The organism is Agarivorans sp. 1_MG-2023 (assembly GCF_030548385.1).
Lineage (GTDB): Bacteria > Pseudomonadota > Gammaproteobacteria > Enterobacterales > Celerinatantimonadaceae > Agarivorans.
In genome coordinates, this window is the sequence record NZ_JAUOSJ010000005.1 from 247,631 (window position 1) to 270,880 (window position 23,250).

General features: G+C 44.9%; 20 protein-coding genes. 13 read left to right on the top strand and 7 right to left on the bottom strand.

All coding sequences use genetic code 11. The annotated features are described in order from the left end of the window. Positions 1-259: 259 nt before the first annotated feature. From Q4592_RS09440 to Q4592_RS09455, 4 genes are all read right to left on the bottom strand, one after another. On the bottom strand, positions 260-433 hold the full coding sequence (locus tag Q4592_RS09440) for a DUF2986 domain-containing protein (protein ID WP_303512204.1): 174 nt from the start codon (positions 431-433) through the stop codon (positions 260-262). Positions 434-558: 125 nt separating this feature from the next. Then, on the bottom strand, positions 559-1,269 hold the full coding sequence (locus Q4592_RS09445) for a tellurite resistance TerB family protein (protein WP_303512205.1): 711 nt from the start codon (positions 1,267-1,269) through the stop codon (positions 559-561). 21 nt (positions 1,270-1,290) lie between these two features. Continuing rightward, positions 1,291-1,965, bottom strand: a complete 675-nt coding sequence (locus Q4592_RS09450) for a Bax inhibitor-1/YccA family protein (RefSeq protein WP_303512206.1) — start codon at positions 1,963-1,965, stop codon at positions 1,291-1,293. A 4-nt stretch (positions 1,966-1,969) separates the two neighbouring features. Continuing rightward, positions 1,970-2,467, bottom strand: coding sequence for an HPF/RaiA family ribosome-associated protein (locus Q4592_RS09455; protein WP_303512207.1), 498 nt, complete (start codon positions 2,465-2,467; stop codon positions 1,970-1,972). A 121-nt stretch (positions 2,468-2,588) separates the two neighbouring features. Here Q4592_RS09455 and nhaR point away from each other — a divergent pair, with 121 nt between their 5' ends. From nhaR to Q4592_RS09480, 5 genes are all read left to right on the top strand, one after another. After that, positions 2,589-3,479, top strand: coding sequence for a transcriptional activator NhaR (nhaR, locus tag Q4592_RS09460; protein ID WP_303512209.1), 891 nt, complete (start codon positions 2,589-2,591; stop codon positions 3,477-3,479). A gap of 154 nt (positions 3,480-3,633) precedes the next feature. Continuing rightward, the gene (locus Q4592_RS09465; RefSeq protein ID WP_303512211.1) at positions 3,634-6,354 is read left to right on the top strand and encodes a TIM-barrel domain-containing protein; all 2,721 of its coding nucleotides are present in this window, start codon (positions 3,634-3,636) and stop codon (positions 6,352-6,354) included. 197 nt (positions 6,355-6,551) lie between these two features. Then, positions 6,552-7,619 (top strand): AI-2E family transporter, encoded by a 1,068-nt coding sequence (locus Q4592_RS09470; RefSeq protein ID WP_303512214.1) that lies wholly within the window; start codon positions 6,552-6,554, stop codon positions 7,617-7,619. Between the two features lie 62 nt (positions 7,620-7,681). Further along, positions 7,682-8,776, top strand: a complete 1,095-nt coding sequence (locus Q4592_RS09475; RefSeq protein ID WP_303512216.1) for an HlyD family secretion protein — start codon at positions 7,682-7,684, stop codon at positions 8,774-8,776. Continuing rightward, the gene (locus tag Q4592_RS09480) at positions 8,766-9,809 is read left to right on the top strand and encodes a DUF2955 domain-containing protein (protein WP_303512220.1); all 1,044 of its coding nucleotides are present in this window, start codon (positions 8,766-8,768) and stop codon (positions 9,807-9,809) included. The genes Q4592_RS09475 and Q4592_RS09480 overlap by 11 nt, the downstream gene beginning before the upstream one ends. A 17-nt stretch (positions 9,810-9,826) precedes the next feature. Here the strand turns inward: Q4592_RS09480 and Q4592_RS09485 are convergent, their stop codons facing one another. After that, positions 9,827-10,564, bottom strand: a complete 738-nt coding sequence (locus Q4592_RS09485) for a TetR/AcrR family transcriptional regulator (RefSeq protein ID WP_303512222.1) — start codon at positions 10,562-10,564, stop codon at positions 9,827-9,829. A gap of 167 nt (positions 10,565-10,731) precedes the next feature. Between Q4592_RS09485 and Q4592_RS09490 the strand changes: the two genes are divergently transcribed. Genes Q4592_RS09490 through Q4592_RS09500 form a run of 3 tightly spaced genes read left to right on the top strand, consistent with a single transcriptional unit; the run spans position 10,732 to position 15,946 of the window. Then, a complete protein-coding gene (locus Q4592_RS09490) occupies positions 10,732-11,811 on the top strand; it encodes an efflux RND transporter periplasmic adaptor subunit (RefSeq protein ID WP_303512225.1) in 1,080 nt (359 codons plus the stop codon). Further along, positions 11,811-12,878, top strand: a complete 1,068-nt coding sequence (locus Q4592_RS09495) for an efflux RND transporter periplasmic adaptor subunit (protein ID WP_303512228.1) — start codon at positions 11,811-11,813, stop codon at positions 12,876-12,878. Before Q4592_RS09490 ends, Q4592_RS09495 begins: the two co-directional genes overlap by 1 nt. A 2-nt stretch (positions 12,879-12,880) precedes the next feature. Continuing rightward, the gene (locus tag Q4592_RS09500) at positions 12,881-15,946 is read left to right on the top strand and encodes an efflux RND transporter permease subunit (protein ID WP_303512230.1); all 3,066 of its coding nucleotides are present in this window, start codon (positions 12,881-12,883) and stop codon (positions 15,944-15,946) included. Positions 15,947-16,010: 64 nt separating this feature from the next. On the opposite strand, the gene Q4592_RS09505 is transcribed toward Q4592_RS09500, so the two are convergent. Then, the gene (locus Q4592_RS09505) at positions 16,011-16,712 is read right to left on the bottom strand and encodes a PEP-CTERM sorting domain-containing protein (protein ID WP_303512232.1); all 702 of its coding nucleotides are present in this window, start codon (positions 16,710-16,712) and stop codon (positions 16,011-16,013) included. 452 nt (positions 16,713-17,164) lie between these two features. Between Q4592_RS09505 and prfC the strand changes: the two genes are divergently transcribed. The 3 genes from prfC to Q4592_RS09520 are packed head-to-tail and all read left to right on the top strand — an operon-like array spanning position 17,165 to position 19,733. Beyond that, on the top strand, positions 17,165-18,754 hold the full coding sequence (prfC, locus tag Q4592_RS09510; protein WP_303512234.1) for a peptide chain release factor 3: 1,590 nt from the start codon (positions 17,165-17,167) through the stop codon (positions 18,752-18,754). 51 nt (positions 18,755-18,805) lie between these two features. Then, positions 18,806-18,937 carry a hypothetical protein gene (locus Q4592_RS09515; protein WP_255437904.1) on the top strand — a complete coding sequence of 44 codons (132 nt, stop codon included), beginning with the start codon at positions 18,806-18,808 and terminating at the stop codon, positions 18,935-18,937. 1 nt (position 18,938) lies between these two features. Next, positions 18,939-19,733, top strand: a complete 795-nt coding sequence (locus Q4592_RS09520; protein WP_303512238.1) for a TatD family hydrolase — start codon at positions 18,939-18,941, stop codon at positions 19,731-19,733. Positions 19,734-19,820: 87 nt separating this feature from the next. Here Q4592_RS09520 and Q4592_RS09525 read toward each other — a convergent pair whose 3' ends face one another. After that, positions 19,821-21,242 (bottom strand): hypothetical protein, encoded by a 1,422-nt coding sequence (locus Q4592_RS09525; protein ID WP_303512240.1) that lies wholly within the window; start codon positions 21,240-21,242, stop codon positions 19,821-19,823. 186 nt (positions 21,243-21,428) lie between these two features. On the opposite strand from Q4592_RS09525, the gene Q4592_RS09530 reads away from it, so the two are divergent. Together Q4592_RS09530 and Q4592_RS09535 are read left to right on the top strand one after the other, a co-directional pair. After that, positions 21,429-21,599 (top strand): XapX domain-containing protein, encoded by a 171-nt coding sequence (locus tag Q4592_RS09530; RefSeq protein ID WP_137674229.1) that lies wholly within the window; start codon positions 21,429-21,431, stop codon positions 21,597-21,599. Positions 21,600-21,982: 383 nt separating this feature from the next. Next, on the top strand, positions 21,983-23,221 hold the full coding sequence (locus Q4592_RS09535) for a NupC/NupG family nucleoside CNT transporter (protein ID WP_137674228.1): 1,239 nt from the start codon (positions 21,983-21,985) through the stop codon (positions 23,219-23,221). The last annotated feature ends 29 nt before the right edge of the window (positions 23,222-23,250 follow it).

Genomic DNA, 23,250 nt, shown 5'->3' on the forward strand with positions numbered 1-23,250 from the left:
GAACTGTATTCAGCTTGTTGGCTACCTTATCCTCCCTTTTATAAGGTGAGCACTGTGAAAGTTGATAATTGGATTGCGAAAACCCGCTATTGTGAACTGCCTCATGCTTGCATGAACGTTGATGAATCACTTAATAGAATGGAAAAAATAGAAGGCTAAAGGCAAGCATAAGCGTGTTGATAGTGAACCGTTTGATAGTAAGCCACAGAGGGGGTAGCCGGCTTATTTTTGAAAGGGAGAGCGCTGTGGGTGCTAGCGCTTATTCAGCTGGGGCTTTTGCGCTATCGTTAGTCGTTTCGTTGGCTTGTTGTTCTTCGATTGCCGCACGTTCAGCTTTAGAAATATAACGCGGTTTATTGGTTTTCTGATTTTTGGCGTTGGCTTTCTTAGCTCTTTTTTTCAAAGTATCGTTTATTTTCTTTTTGCGGTTCACGTTGTTAGCTCATGGGTGTTGAATGCGACTAATCATAGCAAATTGTTCACTCAACATCTTTAGTTGCGCGACAAACCACTAAAGATAGTCACTAGCATCCCTGCCAGTAAGTGAAAGGCTAGTATTTAAGCCGCTTGGTCGAGCGCTTGTTGGGCTTGTTTTTGTAGCTGTTCAGCAAGATCAAAGGGCAACCTTAAGGCATACGCCAAGCCATCTAAATGCGCTTGCTCAGCCGAGTTGTCTACGTTAATCGCAATACAAGATACCAAGTAAAGTTCAGATTTCTGCTCAATGCTGTCAACTCCATTGGCTAGCTCCCCAATGGTGATGGTTTGGCGCATCAATTGAAACAAGGTCGCTTTGGCTTCATCACTTAAGGCCATTTGCTCTACGGCTTCAAATATTCGCTGTTGTTCGGCTTCGTCAATGTGGCCATCTGCCTTGGCGGCGGCGATCATTGCTTTAATCAGTGTTAATTGAAAATCGTCATTTAAGGTGGCAGAAGAGCTAAAGCTTTGTTGATTCACTTTTGACATTTGGGCACTGGTATCTGCGCTGTATTTACTGCCGCTTTGCTTTTTCCAATTGCTAAATGCACTGAAGGCCAAGCCTCCAAGTACCGCTGCGCCACCTACCGTGGCTGCTTTGCCGGCAAATTTACGTGCAGACTTATTGCTGACTAGCAAGGCCATTAGTCCGCCTGCGGCGGCTCCTCCTGCTAATCCTCCTGGAATGTTATTGCTGATTGAACCCAGCACGCTTTGGCTTTGCGGAGCGTTTTGGTTGGCACTGTCGGAGCTACCCATAAATTGGTTAAGTAGATTTTGAATACTCATAATAGTTCCTCATTGGCTGGGTTAATCGTCGCCATTTAAAAAGCCGAGAAGATGCAGCAGGCTGGTGAACAAGTTGAAAATGGCGACAAATAAAGACGTAGTGGCCATGATGTAGTTAGTTTCGCCCCCGCGAATAATGTTACTGGTCTCATATAAAATTAAGCCCGACATTAGCAATACAAACATTGCCGATACACCTAATGACAAGGCCGGAATCGAGAACAATATCGCGCCCAATCCTGCAAGAAAGGCAACGATTATGCCCACCATTAAAAAGCCTCCCATAAAGCTAAAGTCTTTTTTGCTGGTGATGGCGTACACCGATAGCGAGATAAATATCACAGCGGTGGCCACCATGGCTTGAGTCACTATCATGCCGCCGTTAGGTAAGCTCAAATAGGCGGTTAATATAGGGCCAAGGGTTAAGCCCATAAAACCGGTTAAGGCAAAAATACTCACTAGCCCCCAGCCACTATTGCGCAACTTTACGGTGGCGAACAGCAGCCCAAAGTAACCAACTAAGGTCAGAATTATTCCCGGATGTGGCAGATTTAAGGCCATAGATAGCCCTGCACTTGCGCCACTGAATAACAGTGTCATCGACAGCAGTGCATAGGTATTGCGAATCACTTTATTGCTAGCATAAACCGACTCATTAGCTAGCTCGTTTGGCTGCGAAGGGGAATTGGAGATCATATATTTACTCCTTGATGGGCTGCTGAGTGTTGGGAAGGTCAAGCTGCTGTTGTGGGTCAAAATAAGCGTATTCCTCATTTAGAAATTCATCATCTAGCGGATCTACCTCGTCATCATGCAAGTTATTGTTTTTATCCTGTAAGCCATAATAATCTTCAACACTGATGTGTGGCGCACGTAAGGCTTTGTTACGCACGCGTGCGACTTTACGCGTAACAGAGCGGCTAGCTCGACTCGCTGCACGGTCTATTGCGACATAAAGCTGAGCTTGAATATCTTCAATCACTACATCGGCTTGGCCGGCAAGTTTAACTAATATTTGGCAGCGTTTACCGGCACTACCTTTGGTGTCTTTGCTATCGGAAAGCCTTACCGCAATGCGCATGATATTGTCGTATTGGGTACCTAAGGCGAAGTTAATACGGCGGCGAATGTAATCTTGTAAAGACTCGCCTAACGGAAAGTGTTGTGAGTGCATATCAATTTTCATGGTGCCCGGCATAGTTTGCTCCTGGATCCCTAGGGATGATTTGAATCACGAAGCTTTACCTTAATGGTCTTTAATACTTAGGTATACTCGAATATACTTTGCTAATTGCTCGTAAAATTCGAAGTGTTTACTGATGATTAACTACAAACATCTGCATTACTTTTGGGTAGCTGCCAAGCAAGGTGGAATTGCTCGAGCCAGTGAGTTACTGCACATCACTCCGCAAACCATTAGCGGCCAAATTAGTTTACTAGAGCAGCACTTTGGTGATGACTTGTTTGTAAAAGTAGGGCGAAATTTAGAACTCACCGAGACAGGCCGGTTGGCGCTGAGTTATGCCGATGAGATCTTCTCATTGGGCGATGAGTTAGAAGATGCTTTGCGCAATGGGCCCACCGAGCGCCCGCAAATACTTAAAGTAGGCATTGCTGAAGTGGTACCTAAAACTATCGCTTATCGCCTGCTTGCCCCGGCATTAAATCTTTCTGATGCGGTACGTATGGTGTGCAAAGAAAATACCTTAGAAAGCCTACTCGCCGAATTAGCCTTGAACCGCTTAGATTTGGTATTGGCCGACGGCCCTGTGCCACCGGGTTTAGGTGTGCGCGGCTTTAATCACCCTTTAGGTGAAAGTGGTATTAGTTTTTTGGCTGTGCCTGAATTGGCCAAGCGCTTAACTGCCGATTTCCCTGCAAGTTTAGATGGCGCACCATTGCTGATCCCAAGTGAAATAAACTTAATGCATGTTCGTTTATTGCAGTGGTTTGATAAACAAAATATTCACCCCCAAATTGTTGGTGAGTTTGATGACAGCGCGTTGATGAAAGCCTTTGGGCAAGCAGGCACCGGGGTATTTACCGTACCTACCGCAATTGCCGATGAAGTGGTCAATCAATACAAAGTAGAGGTTATTGGCTGTACTGAGGCGGTACGTGAGCAGTTTTTTGCCATATCTGCCGAACGGCGTGTCAGTAATCCTGCTGTCGTCGCCATTACCGAACAAGCTCGCGAGTGGTTAAAGTAAACAATGTAGGGGGTTATCTAAGAGGGCTTGTTTGCTTTGTAAACACTTGGCGAATTAGGGCTGGGTTAGACATCACTTTTAGTCGCTAACACCACTTTTTAAGTAAGTTTATAGATTACACTTAGGCTAACTTCTTTGTTTTAAGGTTTGCTTAATGTCGGCTCACTTTGTTAGCGCTAAAGCGCTTTCCCCTGCGGAATCTTCTACTGTTATCGCTTTAGAGTTTATTCATGACAATGTACTTAAAGTACAAATATCTTTAGATAAAACAGCATTACAAACTAGCCATAATTTGGCTGAACTAGTGGTGTTACCGCAAACCGGTATTGCGCCACAAAGCTGTTCTGAACAGCATATTGCTAGTTCCGTGTTAAGGCTTGAACGCGTAGGGAAAGTACTGGTGCTTAGCACCACCCAAGGTGAAGAGTTGTTAAGCTTGGCTGATTCCAGCATTCAGCCTCAAGCCGATGGCGAGCAGCATATACAGCAGCAATTTTTAAGTGCTGGTGAGCAAGCATTTTATGGCCTTGGACAGTATCCCGACGGTATTTTTAATTACCACAACCAAGGCCGAGAAATTTGCCAATCTAACAAAGGTATTGCGGCGCCCATGTTGCTGTCTAGCAAAGGCTATGCGGTATTGTGGAATCAGTTGTCTTTTACTGAGTTTGCCAGCCAAGATGAGGCGTTTAGCTTTAGCAGTGAAGCTGGCGAATGCATTGAGTTTTATTTGATTTATGGCCCTGAGTTTGATCACATTATTCAACATTATCGACAGTTAACCGGAGCCGCGCCGTTATTTGGTCGTTGGGCTTATGGCTATTGGCAAAGTAAAGAGCGCTACGTAAATGCAGAGGATTTATTAGCTACCGCGCAAACCTACCGTGATAAAAAAATTCCCATAGATAACATTGTTCAAGATTGGAAGTACTGGGGGGAACTCGGTTGGAGTGCCATGCAGTTTGATAAGGCTGCTTTTGGTGATGGTCTAAGTACTATTGCGCAATTGCACGACATGAACTTCAAGTTAATGGTGTCTATTTGGCCGATAGTAGGCAAAGACAGCCCAGTATTTAATGAGCTGCTCGAGCAAGGCTACTTATTTGAAACAGAGCACTGGGCCAACGGCCATGTTTACGATGCGTATAGCCAGCAAGGCCGAGACATATACTGGAAACATGTAAAACAAGGCTTAATGGATCTCGGCGTCGACGCTCTGTGGATGGACGGCACTGAGCCTGAATTTATCTCTACTCAGCAGCCTAAAGATGGCGTGGAATTTTGTTATCAACAGCGAGATACAGCATTAGGCTCTTGGAAAAAAATGCTAAATGGGTACTCCTTAATGACCACCCGTGGTGTTTATGAAGCGCAACGCCAGCAAATTAGCCAAGGAGCCGAAGATAAGCGGGTATTTACGCTTAGCCGGTCCAGTTACCTAGGCCAGCAGCGTTATGCCGCGGCTTGTTGGTCGGGTGATATCAGCGCTACATGGCAGGTACTGCGGAAACAAATACCCGCGGGACTTAATTTGTGTGCGGCCGGTTTACCCTATTGGACTACCGACATTGGCGGATTTTTTACCAGTGGTTTTGGTGCTAATTTCCCCGAAGGTGTCGATGACGATGCCTACAAAGAATTGTATGTTCGTTGGTTCCAATATGGCGCTTTTTGCCCGCTATTCCGCTCGCATGGTGCAAATACCCCCAGAGAAATTTATCAGTTTGGCGAGCCTGGTGATTGGGCCTTTGATGCTCTGCTTAAGTTTGACAAATTACGTTATCGCTTATTGCCTTACATCTATTCACAAGCATGGCGGGTGACTCAGCAAGGTGGCACCATGATGCGTTTGCTGGCGTTTGATTTTAGGCAGCAAAATCAGTTACATGATATTAGTGACCAGTTTATGTTTGGCGATAGCTTAATGGTGTGCCCGGTGACTCAAGCAATGTTTCATCAGCAAAACTTGCAGCAACAACTGATTGCTAAAGACCAACTAAGCACATCAAGTGGGCACAGTGGAGTGATAGAGCAGCACTTTAGCGATGATGCTTTCAAGCATTTTGTGAGCGAAAAAAACAGTGAAACGCTAAATGGAAATTGGGCAGGTGGGCCGCCAGCAGGTTTGCCTTTGAGTGGTTATAGTGTGCGCTGGTTAGGCTTGTTAACCGCGCCTGTAGACGGTGAGTACGATTGGTTGATTCACGCCAATGACGGTGTGCGTTTTTATCTAGATGATCAATTAATTATTGATAGTTGGCAGTCGCAAGCGCAAGTAAATCACAAAGCCAAAAGCCAGCTTCAAGCAGGGAGACAATATTCATTGCGGGTGGAGTACGCACATTGGCAAGGGTCATCTAAGTGCAGTTTAAGTTGGGCGCACAGTGGTTTAAGCCAGCAATCTACAGAACTGTATCCTGCCGAGAGAGATGTGGTGCTGCCTGCGGGCGTAGCTTGGTACAACTACTGGAACAAACACTGCTATCAAGGTGGCCAAACCTTAGCAATGGGTACACCTATCGATATTATGCCTTTACTGGTAAAAGCAGGGGCGATTATTCCTCATGGGCCAGATGTTCAATATCATGATGAGCTACCGTGCGATCCGCTCACTATTGAAGTCTATGCTGGAGCTGATGGGCAATTCACGCTGTATGAAGACGAGGGTGATAGCTATCGTTACGAGCAAGGAGAATACTCAGAAATTGATTTCATTTGGCATGATTCAGTTGCGAGTTTAGAAGTGGGTGAGCGGCGTGGCAGCTTTGCTGGCATGTTAGCTAAGCGCACCTTGGTCATCAGGTTTGTATCAGCCCATTCTGTTCAACAACAAACGGTTTCTTACGACGGCCAGTCTCTGAACATCCAGTTTTAACCCCCAATATTTAATTACCCTGTACAGGCTATTGATGTGCTGGGTGTTTACTTTCGTTTTTACATTATGTTCCGGCGATTGTTTATTTTAATAAATTAAACAATTGCTTGGCATATTCTCTATACTCATTGAAGCAGGCTAAATCACAGGGTTGTAGGTTTAGTTAGGATGCGTAACTTCACTTAGAGAACATGGATATGTTGGATCAAAAAGGGTTTGAACGCGGTGCAGTAGAAGCCGCGATTAAGATTGGTTTATTGTTTGTATTAGCCGCGTGGTGTTTCGATATTGTGCGACCATTTGTTACCCCGGTAGTATGGGCAATGATTTTGGCAGTGGCTTTAAACCCGCTTTATCTCAAACTGAAAAACCTAGTGGGCAAGGGCGGAGTGGCTGCCAGTATTATGGTATTGATTGCCCTGGCGATTATCCTCATACCTGGGGTGAAAATAACCACTGCGGCGATAGATAGCGTAGCAGCACTCGGTAAGCAGATTCAGCAAGGTTCATTTGAAATCCCTCCTCCTTCAAACGCCATCAAAAATTGGCCATTAGTGGGCGAAACCTTGCATGCTCAGTGGTCTTTAGCCGCCAGCGATTTACAGCGTTACTTAACCACTTATGCCAGCGAGGTCGGAGATATTGCAGGTAAAGTTATTGGGGTTGCTGGTGGCTTAATGGGCGGGTTATTAATGTTCTGTTTCTCGGTCATCATTGCGGGTGTATTCATGGCCAATGGTGAAAAGTCGGTGCATGGCGCTACCTTGTTAGCCAAGGCACTGGCCGGTAAAAATGGCACTTATCTTACTAATTTGGCCAGCAATACCATTCAAAGCGTTGCTAAAGGCGTATTAGGCGTAGCGGTTATTCAGGCGACGTTATTATCGATTGGTTTCTTTGCGGTAGGTGTACCAGGCGCGGCTGTTTGGTCGGTATTAGTCTTAGTATTAGCTATTGCACAGTTGCCTCCGGTACTCGTGGTATTGCCGTTGGTGGTGTATGTGTTTAATAACGAATCTACCTTGGTGGCAAGCTTGTTTGCTGTTTGGAGCATATTGGCAGGTTTTAGTGAGAATGTGCTGAAGCCATTATTGCTGGGCCGTGGCGTAGACGTGCCAATGTTGGTGATTTTACTGGGCTCCCTAGGCGGTATGATTATGTCTGGTTTTGTAGGCTTGTTCTTAGGTGCTGTTATTCTTGCGGTAAGTTATCGCTTGTTGATGGCTTGGCTTGAGTTAAACAGTGAAGTAGAACCAACAGAGTAACTGCATATTATTGGCTAGCTTAGGCTAGCTAATTTTTTCCTGTTAGATGTAAGAGAAACAAGATGTCGGAAGAAAATCCAGTAGAAACAAACCCTCCAGCTAACCCTTTGCGTAAAAGCTCGTTAGCTGTTTTGCTGCTTTGTATTTTAGTTTTTGTTATTTATGTGGTGGGAGACAGAGTGACGCCAACCACCGACAATGCGCGAGTATTTGGCTTTGTGGTGCCAGTGGCTGCCTCGGTATCGGGCAAGTTGGTGAACGTGAGTGTGACCAACAATCAGTTAGTTAAAAAAGGCCAACCTTTGGCTAAAGTGGCTGAAGAAGAATATGTACTTGCGGTACAACAAGCAGAGGCTGCTCTGGAGCTAGCTGGGCAAGAAATAGGTGCTGGTACTGCGGGTGTTTCTGCCGCGCAAGCCCGCTTATTAGAAGCCAATACGTCTTATCAATCGATTCTTACCGATGCCAATCGTTTGTTTGCGGTAGAAGATAAAAATGTGGTTCCTCAGCAAAATATTGACCGCGCTAGAAACGATGTGGCAAAAGCCAAAGCAACCGTAGCGAAGGCGACCGCTGAACTAGAACAAGCCAAACAAAGCTTAGGGGTAAGTGGCGACGACAACCCTAAATTGCAGTCTGCCTTAGCTAAGCTAGGCAAAGCGCGCTTAGATTTAAGTAAAACGGTGATTTTGGCACCCAGTGATGGCGGGGTAACAAACCTGCAACTAGAAGCCGGATATTACGCCAACAAAGGTCAACCGATTATGACTTTTGTGACCACCAAAGATGTGTGGGTTGAGGCCTACATGCGTGAAAACAATATCGCTAATGTAAAAAATGGTGACCCTGTTGAAATTGCCTTGGATGTTGCTCCTGGCAAGATCTTTAAAGGAGAAGTGGTATCGATTGGCTTTGCAGTTAACTTTGGTCAGTCTAATAACCTAGGAGTGTTACCGTCTATTCCGCAAACTGCGGGTTGGTTGCGTGACCCGCAACGTTTCCCGGTTATCATTAAGTTTAGTGATGATTCAGCCTATGGCTTACGCCGAATTGGCGCACAAGCTGATGTGACGATTCACACCGAAGGCACCACACTTATGAAGGTTTTAGCTAAAATCTCTCTGCGGGTGAAAAGCTGGCTGTCATATGTCTACTAGTGAGGCCACTTTGCTTGCCCCAAGTGCTTCGTTAAAGCGGCATATGCTGCGTTTTAGCCTCGTTAGTAGTTTGATGTTTGTGCTAGCTGTAACACTCGAGTGGGGCATGTCTTATGTGACCGCACTATTTGTTGTTCAGCTGTTGTTACCAGGAAAACCACCGCTTAATTTAAAGATGGTAAAAACCTTAGCCTTGGCAGTGCTTAGTTGTTTTGCTGTGGGCTTAGGCGTAGTACTCATTGCTCAGCCTTATCCTCTATTGCTACTCATTATTTTAGCGTGGTGTTTGTTCTTTGTGTTTTATCGCGCCAACACTGGAATGAATGAGCTAGTGGTGCTGTTCTTGTTGGTGGCCTTGATTGCGTTGCCGATGCTTGCCAGTGTGAGTAGAGCTGCTGCATCAGGCTTTGTATTCGACTTTATGGTGGCGTTTGTATTAGCGTTACTCATTGTGGCCTTGGTGCATTGGTTGATTCCGTCTGATGATGATTTTCACCAAAAGCCTCCAGCGCCACCGGTCACAGAGTTAAGCCAACAATTTGCTATTCGTAAAGCAATAGTCAGCACTGCGGTGCTCTTGCCGTTACTGGTGTACTTTTTCGCTTTTCACAAATTGTCTGATTTATTGGTGGTGATTTTTGTAGCTATTTTGGCGCAGAATCCGGAGCTAACCAAGGGAGCAAAAGCCAGTTTTGGTATTGTATTTACCAATATCGTTGGCGGCCTGATTGCTTTGCTGGCGTTTAATCTATTAGAAGCGGTGCCGCACTTATTGTTTTTGAGTTTGCTGATAATCCTTATTTTCATGCTTATTGCCCAAGCCATTTATTTACACCCTAAAGGCGCCATTGTAGCGGCAGGCTTGTCGGCTTTTATCATCGTGTTAGCTAGCACCATCGGTACCGATGGAGGCGAAGCAAGCACTAAGTTTTATAGTCGGATCTTTCAGCTGACTATGGTGGGTTTGTATGTGGTAGGCAGCTTTTACATTGTGCACAAATTGGATTGGTTAAAGTTGAGTGAGCAAAAGTAGCAGCCTAGCAAAAACACTTATGTGGTTTTTTCTTGCTCTTCTTTGTTTACTACAAAGCTGCAAGGTGCGGTTTTTATCACCAGCTCGCTTAAGTGTTTGGGTTGAGGAATGTCATGCTCAGCAATCTCTAGCTGACTCGCCAATAGGCGACTGAACATTTGCCAACTTTTTAGTTGGCAATACTCATCGGTTTTACCGGGGTAGGGCTTGGCGAGTATTGGTGCAAGCGTTGCGGAGGAAGTGGCAAAAACAGTCAGCAACCATTTTAGTTCGCCAATATTGAAATGGATTAAATAACCTTGCTGATGGCACTCTTTAACCAAGTTATCAATGATATCGCGAACTTGGGCTTCTTCTTCTAAAAAATATTCAAACAGCTCTTGCTCATTGTTCACTGCATCGTGCAGCAAACGAATGGGTCTGGAATCTACTTGTAGCTTCGCTAACAAACGAATAAGTAGATCAAACAACTTATGACGACTTGATAAATCCTTGGCTTGTTCTGCAACAAGTTGATTAGTGTAGTCTTGAAAATGCTGGTGCATACAATCACATATATGCTGCCAAATTTGTAACTTTGAACCAAAGTGATGACGAATAAGGGTATGAGATACACCTGCTTGTTCGCTAATTGCTCGCAAAGAAACAGCAGCGTAACCCTTGTCACTGAATAGATCTGCGGCGGCAACTAAAATTTCTTGGCGGGTTTCTTCAGCCGCTTTTGCTGTTTGTCTACCTGTGCGTTTTTCAATCATCTTCTACAATTACTTCATTCAAGTTAATCAGTCTGCACTGAACTAGGGCGTAGTCTAACATGATTTTTACTTTCCAGGTGGAAAGTAAAGCTTGCTAGAACAAGAATTGCCCAATATACTTTCCGCCTGGAAAGCATAGTTGACTGTTTGTTCAATCGGAGTAATTAATGAGAACGTGTTTAAGCCACCGAGTCGTATGGCAACGCCTTGGTCTAGTCAGTATTTTGATGATGTTTTTACAAGCCTGCGAGCCGGCCTATTCGGAGCCTGTTACCGAGCTTGTGAAACCGGTTAAGTTGCTGGTTGTGCCAGAAACATTTAACTCAGTTGACTACAACTTTGTCGCTCAAGTGCAAGCCACTAACCGAGCCCAACTTGCTTTCCAGGTATCGGGCGAAATTGACCAGCTTAATGTTCGCATGGGCGAGTTTGTTGAAAAAGGCGACTTGTTGGCGAGCTTGGATCCGCATGATTTTCAGCTAGCGGTAGATGCACGCCAAGCCCAATTTGAATTACAGAAAGCTAGACGCAATCGTTCTGAGCAGTTGTTCGAAAAAAAGCTTATCTCTGAAGATAACTACGATCAGGTGCAAACGGCTTACACTGAAGCCGAAGCTAACCTAGACCAAGCCGTCACAGATTTAGCCTACAGCAAATTACACGCACCTTTCTCAGGCGTAGTATCACTGACCTACGCCAAGCAATATCAATATGTAAGCGCTAAACAAGCGGTGCTGAGCCTATTGGGAACCGAACAATTAGATTTAGTATTTAATCTCCCGGTGACCATTACTGAGCGTTTAGATTTAGCCCAATTACGCGAAGCAAAATTGTGGGTCACTTTAGGCAACTTTAAAGGTGTAGAGCTTCCCGCACGCTTTAAAGAGATTTCAACTCAGCCAGATCCCGATACCAACAGTTATTCGGTCACCCTAACTATTCTTCGCCCCGAGCACTTGAACATACTGCCGGGTATGTCGGGCGCGGTTTATGTGCGTAATGAATCAGAATCAGATAACGGTTTAGCCTTACCTAAAGGTGCATTTTTCAATATAGAGGAACAACAGGCACAGGTGTGGCGTGTATCGCCAGACAATATGCGTGTAGAGGCTGTTACCGTGGAACTAAATTTACAAGGCTTAGTCATTGATGGACTTAGCGCTGGAGACAGTATTGTAGCGGCTGGGGCAAAGTCCTTAACTGCCGGGCAAATTATTAGACCGTGGCAGCGCGAGGGAGGAATTTAATGATGAATACTACTGTTAAAGCCTTAGCGTTAAGTGGTTCTGTTTTGCTATTGGCTGCCTGTAGCGAGCCTCAAGAAGTGCAAACTATTCCAAGCTTAAACGTTATTACTATCACCATTAGTGAGTCTGCCGCTCAGCCAGAGCGCGAGTTTAACGCACGTGTAGAGCCTGCGGAACTAACGCCTTTGTCGTTTCGAGTTGCCGGCGAGCTTACCGCTATGTCGATTAAACCTGGGCAAAAGGTTAGCAAAGGCCAATTGTTAGCACAGTTAGACGATCGCAAAATCAAACAGCAAGTCAATGATGCTAAAGCCACTTTTAGTTTGGCCGAACGCCAGTTAAACCGAGCCCAAGGCTTGGTGGGTAAAAGCTTACTGTCTCAAGAAGAGTACGACGAACTAGAAGCTAACTTTAAACTGGCTGGCATTGACTACCAGCTGGCGCAGTCACAACTTAACTACACCCAGTTACGGGCGCCCTTTAGTGGTTTAGTGGCCGAGGTGCCTAAGCAATCGTTTGAAAATGTGGCCCCCGGGGAAACTGCGATATCGATTTACCAAGATGATTTAGTCTACGTGCGTTTGCAGCTGCCCGATAACCTATTAGCGCAAATTGACCCCACTGAACGTAACTATACCTATCAACCAAAGGCAAGGTTTGCAGGTACTAACGAATTACACACCTTAACGTTTTTGGAGCATACCTCTGAACCAAACCCAGAAACACAAGCGTTTGAAGTATGGATGAGAATGAAACAAGTTACGCCCGCCATATTGCCGGGTACTGCAGTAACCATGTTTGTAGATTTAGACGCTGCAGGTTTAGTGGGCAAAAGTGGTTACCTTTTACCGATGACAGCGATAGACCCTGGCAGCAGCGACCAGCAGTTTTATGTATGGAAAGTGATAGAAGGTCTCGCTCAGAAAGTGGAAGTACAAGTGGCACAAATTCATACCGAAGGGGTATTGGTTAGCGAGGGCTTAGCTCAAGGTGATCAAATCATAGTATCTAGCCTCGCTCGCTTAAGAAATGGCCGAGCAGTTAACAGTAATTTGCAGGAGCAATAAGCGTGACCATTGCTGAGTATTCAATAAAAAATAAAGTCATTAGCTGGATGTTTTTGGTCATTCTTGCTGTCGGTGGCGTCGTGTCGTTTGGCGAACTAGGCCGCTTGGAAGATCCACCGTTTACCGTAAAAGATGCCATGGTGATTACCTCTTATCCGGGTGCGACGTCTACTGAAGTGGAAGAGGAGTTAACCTATCCTTTAGAAAAAGCGATTAGGCAGCTTCCTTATATCGACAAGATCACCTCAACCTCTTCTGCAGGCTTATCGCAGATTATGGTGAGCATGAAGATGGACTACGGTTCTGATGAATTGCCTCAAATCTGGGATGAATTGCGCCGTAAAGTGAACGACTTGGAGCCGTCGTTGCCACCGGGGGTTAATCCCGTTCAAGTGATGGATGATTTTGGTGACGTTTACGGTGTGATGTTAATGATCACCGGAGACAACTACTCGTATGTTGAGCTAAAACGTTATGTTGATTACCTGACTCGAGAGTTAGAGCTGGTTGAAGGTATTGGCAAAATTAGTTTAGCAGGTGACCAAAATGAGCAGTTATATGTAGAGATGTCGCTAAAGCGTGTTTCAGCCCTTAACCTCGACATGACCACCATAGCGGGCTTATTGACTCAGCAGAATGCGGTGATTAGTGCGGGTGAAGTTACCTTAAATTCACAAACCCTAAAACTACGTCCAAGTGGAGAACTTAACTCAATCGAAACCTTTGAAAACCTGATTATTCATGGTCGTGATACCGGTAATTTAATCCGTTTAAAAGACGTGGCTACCGTTTCTAGAGACGTACAAGAAGTGCCAAGTAATTTGCTGAATTACAACGGTCAACCAGCCCTAAACTTAGGGATTGCCTTTTCAAAAGGGGTAAACGTAGTAAAAGTAGGCGAAGCCCTAGATGTGCGCTTAGCTGAACTAGAAAACATTAAGCCAGCGGGTGTGCAAATTCACACCCTATATAACCAAGCAAAAGAAGTTGATCAGTCGGTAAGTGGCTTTGTATTAAGTTTGGCGCAAGCGGTTGGCATTGTGATTGTGGTGCTGCTGTTTACCATGGGATTACGCAGCGGTGTCATTATAGGCGCGGTGTTGTTGCTCACGGTATTAGGTACTTTTATCTTGATGAGCATTTACGATGTGGAATTACATCGTATTTCTTTGGGCGCGTTAATTATTGCCCTAGGGATGCTGGTGGATAATGCCATTGTGGTGGTCGAGGGCATATTGGTTGGCTTGCAACGTGGCCGTACTAAAGTGCAGGCAGCAGTCGATATTGTAGAGCAAACTAAGTGGCCATTATTGGGTGCTACGGTTATCGCCATCATCGCTTTTGCCCCCATTGGTTTATCGCCAGACGCTACTGGTGAGTTTATGGGTTCACTCTTCTGGGTACTGTGTTTCTCACTATTTTTAAGCTGGGTCACTGCCATTACCCTTACGCCGTTCTTGGCAAACTTGCTGCTTTCGTCAAAAACAGGCGAGCAAGAGCAAAGCAACGAAGACCCTTATAAAGGGATGTTGTTTGTGGTGTTTGGCCGCCTGTTAAAATTCTGTTTACGCTTTAGAATGCTAACAATTGTGCTGATGTTGGCCATGTTAGCGGGGGCATTCTACGGCTTTAGTTTAGTGAAGAACTCGTTCTTCCCGCCGTCAAATACCCCGATGTTTTACGTAGACATGTGGATGCCTGAAGGCACCGACATTCGTGAAACCTATAAAGAAGTACAACAAGTTGAAGGCTACCTATTAGAAAAAGACCAAGTGGAGTTTGTTACCTCAACGACTGGCCAAGGTTTGCAGCGTTTTAGCCTTACTTACAGCCCTGAAAAAAGCTATGAAGCCTTTGCGCAGTTGCAAGTTAGGGTAACTGATCGCGAGCAGATGCTAGATCTAATGCGCGATTTAGACGTGAGTTTACGGAATAAGTTTAAAAGAGTGAGCTTCCAGTTCCGCTTGATGGATATTGGGCCTTCACCCGCCTCAAAAATTGAAGCTAGAATTATTGGTCCCGATCCGCAGGTATTACGTGATTTAGCTGTTCAGGTTGAAGATATTATAGGCGCCGATCCTGGTGCCAGAAATATCCGCCATGACTGGCGAGAGCGTACCAAAGACTTGCTCCCTCAATTTAACGAGTCACAAGCACGCCGTTTAGGTATTTCCAAGCAAGATTTAGCCGATACGCTGCAAATGGCCTTTGGTGGCAGCGCGATTGGCTTGTTTAGAGACGGCACCGAAATGCTGCCTATTGTTGTTCGCTTACCAGTTGATGAGCGGGTTGATTTTTCTACCGTACAAAACCTTAAATTGTGGAGCCCCGCACTACAAACGTATGTGCCTATTCAGCAAGTGGTCGACGATATTTCGCTAGATTGGGTTGAACCATTAATCCAGCGCCAAGATCGTAAACGAACGCTAACAGTATTGGCTGACCACGATATTTTGGGTGATGAAACAGCAGCTAGCTTGTTTGGGAGAGTGAGACCAAAAGTAGAAGCTATAGACTTACCGGTTGGTTACTCTTTAGAGTGGGGCGGCGAGTATGAGTCGTCTAAAGACGCACAAGAGTCTTTGTTTAGCTCACTGCCAATGGGTTACTTGTTCATGTTCATCATTACGGTGTTTTTGTTCAACTCAATTCGTCAGCCTATTGTTATTTGGTTAACGGTACCGCTAGCGGTGATTGGGGTAGCAGTTGGCTTACTCTCAACTAATTCTGCCTTCAGCTTTACTGCTTTGTTGGGGGTGTTGAGTTTGAGCGGTATGGTGCTTAAAAATGGCATTGTATTGATGGATCAAATCAACCTAGAAACTCATTCAGGCAAAGACCCTTATCAAGCAGTAGTAGACAGTGCCATTAGCCGAGTAAGGCCGGTAAGTATGGCCGCCTTAACCACTATTTTGGGTATGATCCCGCTCGTATTTGACGCCTTCTTTGGCTCAATGGCTGTCACCATTATGTTTGGCTTAGGCTTTGCGACTGTGCTTACCTTGGTGATTGTTCCGGTATTGTATGCTTTGTTTTATCGTATCAAACCGAGTGTAAATCCAGCCTAGTAACGGGTGTGTTGGGATTAAAAAAAGGCGCTGATTAGCGCCTTTTTTATTGGATTTGGCTTGCTCACTTAAGGCGTCGGGCTACTAATCCAAACACCGCCAAACCAAACAAGGCAATGCTGCCGGGCTCAGGCACCGAAAACTTAATGTTGTCGATGGCACCAGAACCGTTTAGGTGAATACGCAAAGAGCTCACCTCGGCCACATCAAAGTTCAATCTATCCCAAGTATTATCACCGCCGGTATGCGGGGTGTAAAAATCAGCAGGGAAAATCTCGTTATTTTGAGCATCAAACAAGTGAATGGCGTTTTGTGGTGTATAACCGTTCTCTGCGAGTTCAATATCAAAAAAGTCGATGCTTTCTAACAATACCGCGCTAGAGAAATTAATGGTGAAGTAGCCAGCAGGGCGGCGACCTTCATCATCTGGGTTGCTACAAATAAAGTTATTACATGAGTTTGGATTCTCATGAATAATCAGCACATTACCAGGGTTAGCAATCCCTAAAGAAGGCTGATTAATATTGCTAAAAGGTGATTCTAAGTCTGGGTCTTGGGTATTGATTAAGCTGGTATCAAAAGCGACAGCCAAATTGTTTTGCCCCAAACGTAGATTAGTGGCATCAATGCTCACACCATGGCTTAGCTGGTATTGGCCATTAACTATTTCGCCGTTAGCGAGTTCATTAAAATCAATAATAGTGGCATGGCTAACAAACGATAACAGTAAGCCACTAAGGGTGGATAAAACTTGCTTGCGGTTCAATTCGATCTTCCTTGATGCAAATGGTTCGACCAGTGATAGGCAAGTACTATACCAAAATTGCTCAGCCCTTAGCCAGTATGACTTTATTTATTGAGTTTATTGATAATAATTGCTAACTGTAAAGAATACTGACGGGGATTCTTCTTATTTTTGCTTAGTCGATGGCGTGAAATTCTATTAGACCTTTCTCGATACTGATGTCGTTTTTCTATGAGCTTATTGAGTTTCCTCGTTAGTTACTATTAGCCCTTAATAAGTGAGTTATATCTGTTAGTTTTTTCTTTCTATATACCTTTTAACGCCACCAACAAAACCGCTGATTGTTTATCAAAGCTAGATCGGCGAAAATACCCGCCAATTACGATTAACTAAACGCTGGGTGATTGTGCTGTTTCGGCCATTATTGCCGCTTTGCTGCATCCTTGCGTTGCCAAATTAGAAGAATCAACTCGATGTCTAACGCTTCACTCTTGCAAGATATTGCCAGCAGAAGAACCTTTGCGATTATCTCTCACCCGGATGCGGGTAAAACCACCATTACTGAAAAAGTACTGTTGTTCGGAAACGCCATCCAAAAAGCCGGTACAGTTAAAGGTCGCGGTAATGCTACCCATGCAAAATCAGACTGGATGGAAATGGAGAAAGAGCGTGGCATCTCGGTAACGACCTCTGTGATGCAGTTCCCGTTTAACGATTGTATGGTAAACCTGTTAGATACTCCCGGACACGAAGACTTCTCGGAAGATACCTACCGTACATTAACCGCCGTTGATTCTTGTTTAATGGTGATCGACGCCGCCAAAGGTGTAGAAGATCGTACCCGTAAGTTAATGGAAGTAACGCGTTTACGTGATACTCCCATTGTGACTTTTATGAACAAATTGGACCGCGATATTCGTGACCCTATGGAAGTAATGGACGAAGTTGAAAGCGAGCTAAACATACTTTGTGCGCCAATTACCTGGCCGATTGGCTGTGGTAAGTTGTTTAAAGGTGTTTACCATTTGCTTAAAGACGAAGTGATTTTGTACCAAACTGGTCATGGTCATACCATTCAAGAGCAGAAGATTATTAAGGGCTTAGATAACCCTGAAGTAGAGGCCGCCATTGGTGACGAGCTAACCGAGCAACTTCGTGAAGAGTTAGAGCTGGTGATGGGGGCATCTAACGAGTTTGACCAAGAGCTATTTTTAAGTGGCGAACTCACGCCGGTGTACTTTGGTACTGCATTGGGTAACTTTGGTGTAGACCATATGTTAGAAGGTCTAACTAACTGGGCGCCTGCGCCTAAACCGCGTGCTACTGATATTGGTGAAGTAAGCGCTACAGACGATAGTTTCTCAGGCTTTGTATTTAAAATTCAAGCCAACATGGACCCTAAACACCGTGACCGTATCGCGTTTATGCGTATCGTATCGGGTGAATACAACAAGGGCATGAAAATGCGCCATGTTCGCTTAGGTAAAGATGTTAGCATTTCTGATGCTGTTACCTTTATGGCGGGTGACCGTTCGGCTGCCGAGCAAGCGATTGCTGGTGATATTATTGGTTTGCATAACCACGGAACTATTCAAATTGGTGATACCTTCACTCAAGGTCAGGCCATGAAGTTTACCGGTATTCCAAACTTTGCCCCTGAGATGTTCCGCCGTATTCGCCTAAAAGATCCTTTGAAGCAAAAGCAATTGCTTAAGGGTTTGATTCAGTTGTCTGAAGAGGGCGCGGTGCAGTTATTCCGCCCTATGCGTAACAATGATTTAATCGTTGGTGCGGTAGGTGTGTTGCAGTTTGATGTGGTTGTGCATCGCCTGCGTACTGAATACAAAGTAGAAGCGGTATACGAAGGTATTAGCATTGCCACCGCGCGTTGGTGTGGCGGTAACGATACTAAGAAGTTCGAAGAGTTTAAAAAGAAAGCGCACGACAACCTAGCCTTAGATGGCGGCGATAACTTAACTTATTTAGCCCCCACTATGGTTAACCTAAACTTAGCGACAGAGCGTTACCCAGACGTTAAGTTTATGCAGACTCGCGAGCACTAAACTTGTTGGCAGCGAGCTGCAAGGTTCGCTGCTTTTAGCCGGAGATAGATTATGTTTAACAGAATTTGGCGTAAAATGTCTCAATACCTGGCGGCTTACGACAAGTGGCTAGCGGCCAATGGATTAGATAAGCCCTGCCGCAGTTGTATCCCTCGCGAACATACTAAACCCGAGCAAGATTAACATGGCTTGGTTTGATACCCATTGTCACCTTGATTTCCCTCCCTTTAAAGATGATTTAGCTGCGCATTTAGCACGTTTTGCTCAAGCGAATGTCAGCCACTGTATGGTGCCTGCAGTTGCCCCTAATAATTGGCAAACGGTGTTAGATTTAAGTGTTATACCTTCGCTATTTGTAGCCTTGGGCTATCATCCGTGTTTTCTAAATGAACAAGCCTTAACACAGCATCCTGATGCCTTGTTAGGCGAGCTAAATAGATTGCAGACCTTAGTTAAACAAGCGGGTGATAAAGTACAAGCGTGGGGCGAATGCGGCTTAGACGGACGGTTCTCGGATACTATGGCTCACCAAGAGTTTGCTTTTGATTGGCAAATACAGGCAGCCCAGCAACAACAGTTACCATTACTGATCCATTCGGTGCGTTTACACGACCGAGTGGCACAGTTGCTAAAGCAGCAACAATTCAGCCAAGGCGGCATTATTCATGGCTTTAGTGGCAGCTACGTGCAGGCCAGTCGTTTTGTGGATTTAGGGTTTAAAATTGGCGTGGGTGGCACCATCACATGGCCACGTTCTGAGAAAACCCGTAAGGCTTTAAAGCGGCTGCCGCTTGATGCTCTCGTATTAGAAACTGACGCTCCCGATATGCCGCTATTTGAGATGAAACAAGCTCACAATACTCCGCTTAATTTATCTATTATCTTTGAACAACTCATTGCGTTGCGTAGCGAACCAGCAGAGCAGTTAGAGCAAGCGTTGTGGGATAACAGCCTTCAGGCTCTGCATCTACCAATGTAACCCTTCTGCAGGTTGTTTAGCTTGCTCTTAGAGCGAGCACGAAGCTACTGCAGCTCAATACTCCATCAAGTTAATCAAGGGCAGCCTTTAGGCTTTAAACTTATCAATATGGTCTGCGTTCACCGCGGCTACTGCGGCAGTAACTAAGGCGGTTCCACTTAAGGGGGAATCACTGCAACCCAAGCGCATGGCGGGTGTTTGCTCGTTATCGTCACAAATCACATAGTTAAATAGTGCTCGGTTTATTTCAAATAGCGCATCTACCGAGCTGGCACTTTTTAGCTGCTTGGACATGTTTTGTTCAAGGTGCTCAAAGAACAAATGGCAGGCTAGCGGCCTTGGTAATTCGATAGGTGCTGGCACTTGTTGGCCGGAAGTAATACCACAAAAAGCGCCAAAATCAGCGGGAAACCAACGGTCATTCCACCAACCTACTTTGTTACCGGCAGAGCCCATATCAGATTGGGTACGAGGGTGGCGGTAAATGTAATATACCTCAGCTGTTTTATGTTTAATCTCGTCTACACAGCTCATTAACGCAGCGCCACGAATACTACTTTCGTGCTCAATATAGTGATGGCAGCTGTCGCTTTGTTGAGTAAAACCGTACAGCAACTGGAAATGTGCATAGGCACATACCGATGGTTGAATGATTTGAGTACCACGCAAATGCGAGGTGGGTCCATAGTGTAAATCTTCAAAATGATAGCGATTCAAAGTGAGCTGATAACGGCGTTTTAATGCGTCCACGATAGGGCTGTCGCTAAGACTTGGCAGCATGGTGGAAGCTTGCTGTTGATAGTACACAGAGTTGTTGAGCTGCAATTGGGTTTGATTATGAGTATGCAGCAAGACATAGCCAGATTCCGCTTCGCTAGAACAAAGCGCCCATACGCGCTTTTGTTCAGAAAATTCATGCACATTACTCTCGGTGTGTATCGCAATAAATTTGCGTGTTAGCACCGCGATCTCTTGCTGGCGTGAATAAAAGCGTAAGCAGTGAAACAGTCGCTGTAATAATTGGTAGTAAATTTTTGGTGCAATGCTTAACTGCTGCATAATCTTTTGCGGGCTGTGGCCTAAACTCAAAAAATTAAATAGTCGGCATAGTTGCTCGGTGCCTTTAACGTGAACTTGCGTAAAAACACTTTGGCATTGGCGGCATTGGTAGCGCTGGCTATTCGCTCCCGTTTTACCGTAGCGCTTAACTCCAGCGGTGGGGCCTAAGAAAAAGCCCGGTTCACAATGGCTACAGCCGCAAGGGGCTTTACTTAAATGTAATTTGGCGCGCTCTTCTACAATTAAATTCACGCTATGGCTGTCTACCAAAGGGGGGTAACTGCCACACGCTTTGCAATGCAGAGCAGGGTAGCCAAGCTGATGACTTTCGGCTAAATAGTCTGAGCTCTCGGTTAAACCAAAATTAGGGCAGCGACAGTTCTTACAGCAGTTAAACTGTTGTCTAAAGGTCACTTTTTCCTCATTCTTGCTCACCATAACATCAACCACTCAACGCTCCCTTTCAACATATTTAGTAACTAACTTCATTTTGACTAATCTTTGACTATTATCCCGTGATGCACCTCACGATTTTTAACAACTTAGAAACTTAAACTGCTTCCCATGAACTGAGGGAAAAAACAGCAATAGCGCTGTGTCTTGTGTAAGTTCCTCTGTATTTAAAGGACGAAAAAAATGTACGAAGTTATTATTGCTCTAATTACTGGCGCTGTTGTTGGCATAGTATTTAGTGCTATTAAGTTGCCCTTACCGGCTCCTCCGGTGTTGTCGGGCATTATTGGTATTTTGGGTATTTATTTGGGCGGTATGGCCTACCAAAATGTACTCGAGCGTTTTTTTTCGTAACAAATTCGTTAAACATTCGGGTTAAGTGCTTGGGAAATAAATTAGAAATTTCCTATAGTTTGCTTAACAAGATTGTGAATAGTCAGGCATCTTAGGGAAATTGTGAAAAATCATCAACACATTTGGTTAACAAGTTGATGGCAAGCGCTCAGAAGTGGATTAGATTTGATCTAGTTATCATTTGGGCTAAAAACCCAAGGTATGATCGCCGGCAGTAGAAGTCATTACACCTCGGTCGGAACTAAAGGTAGTTACCTGAACAGATACCTGAGTGTAATGGAATACTAAATAAACGCGTTGTAGATGGCTTCTTTTGCATGTGGCAAGAAGATGGAAGCGATGTGAGTTTCACTAAAAAAGACAATTAAACAATAGGGACACGTATGAACAGTACAGTAATGAGCTTGGTTGGCGTACTTGCGCTGCTAGGGATAGCATTCTTGCTCTCCGACAACAAAAAACGAATTAACAAACGTACCGTACTTGGAGCTTTTGCTATCCAAGCTGGTTTTGGTGCATTTGTACTTTACCTTCCATTTGGCCAAGACGTGCTTGCTGCTGTTTCTGGTGGTGTTCAATCGGTTATTGATAGCGCGCAAGCGGGTATCAACTTTTTGTTTGGTGGCTTAGGCACTAACGCAATGTTTTCTAACGGTGTTGGCTTTGTATTCGCGATTCGCGTATTGCCAATCATCGTGTTCTTCTCATCACTCATTGCTGTGCTTTACTACTTAGGCATTATGCAGAAGATCATTTTGGTTATTGGTGGTGCACTGCAAAAAGCGCTTGGTACTAGTCGCCCAGAGTCAATGTCTGCGACAGCAAACATCTTTGTTGGCCAAACTGAAGCGCCAATTGTGGTTAAGCCTTTCATTCCTAAAATGAGCGAGTCTGAGTTATTCGCCATTATGGTAGGTGGTTTAGCCTCTGTTGCGGGTTCTGTTTTAGCCGGTTACGCAGGTTTGGGCGTAGAGCTTAAATACCTTATTGCTGCTTCATTCATGGCAGCGCCGGGTGGCCTATTAATGGCCAAGATTATCAAGCCTGAAACCAATGCTTCAGAGCAAGATATGGACGCTACTTTAGCTGAAGAAGATCGCCCTGCAAACGTAATTGACGCTGCCGCAAGCGGTGCATCAACGGGTTTGCACCTTGCCCTTAACGTAGGTGCAATGCTACTTGCCTTTATTGGTTTGATTGCTTTGCTAAACGGTATGGTTGGCGGCATTGGCGGTTGGTTTGGCGTTGAAGGCCTAACCATTGAACTTATCCTTGGTTACATTTTCGCGCCGGTTGCGTGGATTATTGGTGTGCCATGGGCAGAAGCTGTTCAAGCGGGTAGCTTTATTGGTCAAAAGCTAGTTGTTAACGAATTTGTTGCTTACATTAACTTTGTTGAAATCCGTGAAACACTATCTGAGCATACTCAAGTAATTATTACTTTTGCGCTATGTGGTTTCGCTAACCTTTCATCAATTGCAATTTTACTAGGTGGCTTAGGTAGCATGGCGCCAACACGCCGTTCTGACATTGCTCGCTTAGGTCTTAAAGCTGTAGCGGCTGCATCATTAGCTAACTTAATGAGTGCTGCACTTGCTGGTTTCTTCTTCAGCCTGCTATAAGCTAATAAGGCTTCTCGGCAACCTGTCGA

What these genes read in the sequence shown, in the direction of transcription:
- Q4592_RS09445 (WP_303512205.1), bottom strand. Translation starts at nt 1,269, where the DNA reads ATGAGTATTCAAAATCTACTTAACCAATTTATGGGTAGCTCCGACAGT.
- Q4592_RS09450 (WP_303512206.1), bottom strand. Translation starts at nt 1,965, where the DNA reads ATGATCTCCAATTCCCCTTCGCAGCCAAACGAGCTAGCTAATGAGTCG.
- Q4592_RS09455 (WP_303512207.1), bottom strand. Translation starts at nt 2,467, where the DNA reads ATGCCGGGCACCATGAAAATTGATATGCACTCACAACACTTTCCGTTA.
- nhaR (WP_303512209.1), top strand. Translation starts at nt 2,589, where the DNA reads ATGATTAACTACAAACATCTGCATTACTTTTGGGTAGCTGCCAAGCAA.
- Q4592_RS09465 (WP_303512211.1), top strand. Translation starts at nt 3,634, where the DNA reads ATGTCGGCTCACTTTGTTAGCGCTAAAGCGCTTTCCCCTGCGGAATCT.
- Q4592_RS09470 (WP_303512214.1), top strand. Translation starts at nt 6,552, where the DNA reads ATGTTGGATCAAAAAGGGTTTGAACGCGGTGCAGTAGAAGCCGCGATT.
- Q4592_RS09475 (WP_303512216.1), top strand. Translation starts at nt 7,682, where the DNA reads ATGTCGGAAGAAAATCCAGTAGAAACAAACCCTCCAGCTAACCCTTTG.
- Q4592_RS09480 (WP_303512220.1), top strand. Translation starts at nt 8,766, where the DNA reads ATGTCTACTAGTGAGGCCACTTTGCTTGCCCCAAGTGCTTCGTTAAAG.
- Q4592_RS09485 (WP_303512222.1), bottom strand. Translation starts at nt 10,564, where the DNA reads ATGATTGAAAAACGCACAGGTAGACAAACAGCAAAAGCGGCTGAAGAA.
- Q4592_RS09490 (WP_303512225.1), top strand. Translation starts at nt 10,732, where the DNA reads ATGAGAACGTGTTTAAGCCACCGAGTCGTATGGCAACGCCTTGGTCTA.
- Q4592_RS09495 (WP_303512228.1), top strand. Translation starts at nt 11,811, where the DNA reads ATGATGAATACTACTGTTAAAGCCTTAGCGTTAAGTGGTTCTGTTTTG.
- prfC (WP_303512234.1), top strand. Translation starts at nt 17,165, where the DNA reads ATGTCTAACGCTTCACTCTTGCAAGATATTGCCAGCAGAAGAACCTTT.
- Q4592_RS09515 (WP_255437904.1), top strand. Translation starts at nt 18,806, where the DNA reads ATGTTTAACAGAATTTGGCGTAAAATGTCTCAATACCTGGCGGCTTAC.
- Q4592_RS09520 (WP_303512238.1), top strand. Translation starts at nt 18,939, where the DNA reads ATGGCTTGGTTTGATACCCATTGTCACCTTGATTTCCCTCCCTTTAAA.
- Q4592_RS09530 (WP_137674229.1), top strand. Translation starts at nt 21,429, where the DNA reads ATGTACGAAGTTATTATTGCTCTAATTACTGGCGCTGTTGTTGGCATA.
- Q4592_RS09535 (WP_137674228.1), top strand. Translation starts at nt 21,983, where the DNA reads ATGAACAGTACAGTAATGAGCTTGGTTGGCGTACTTGCGCTGCTAGGG.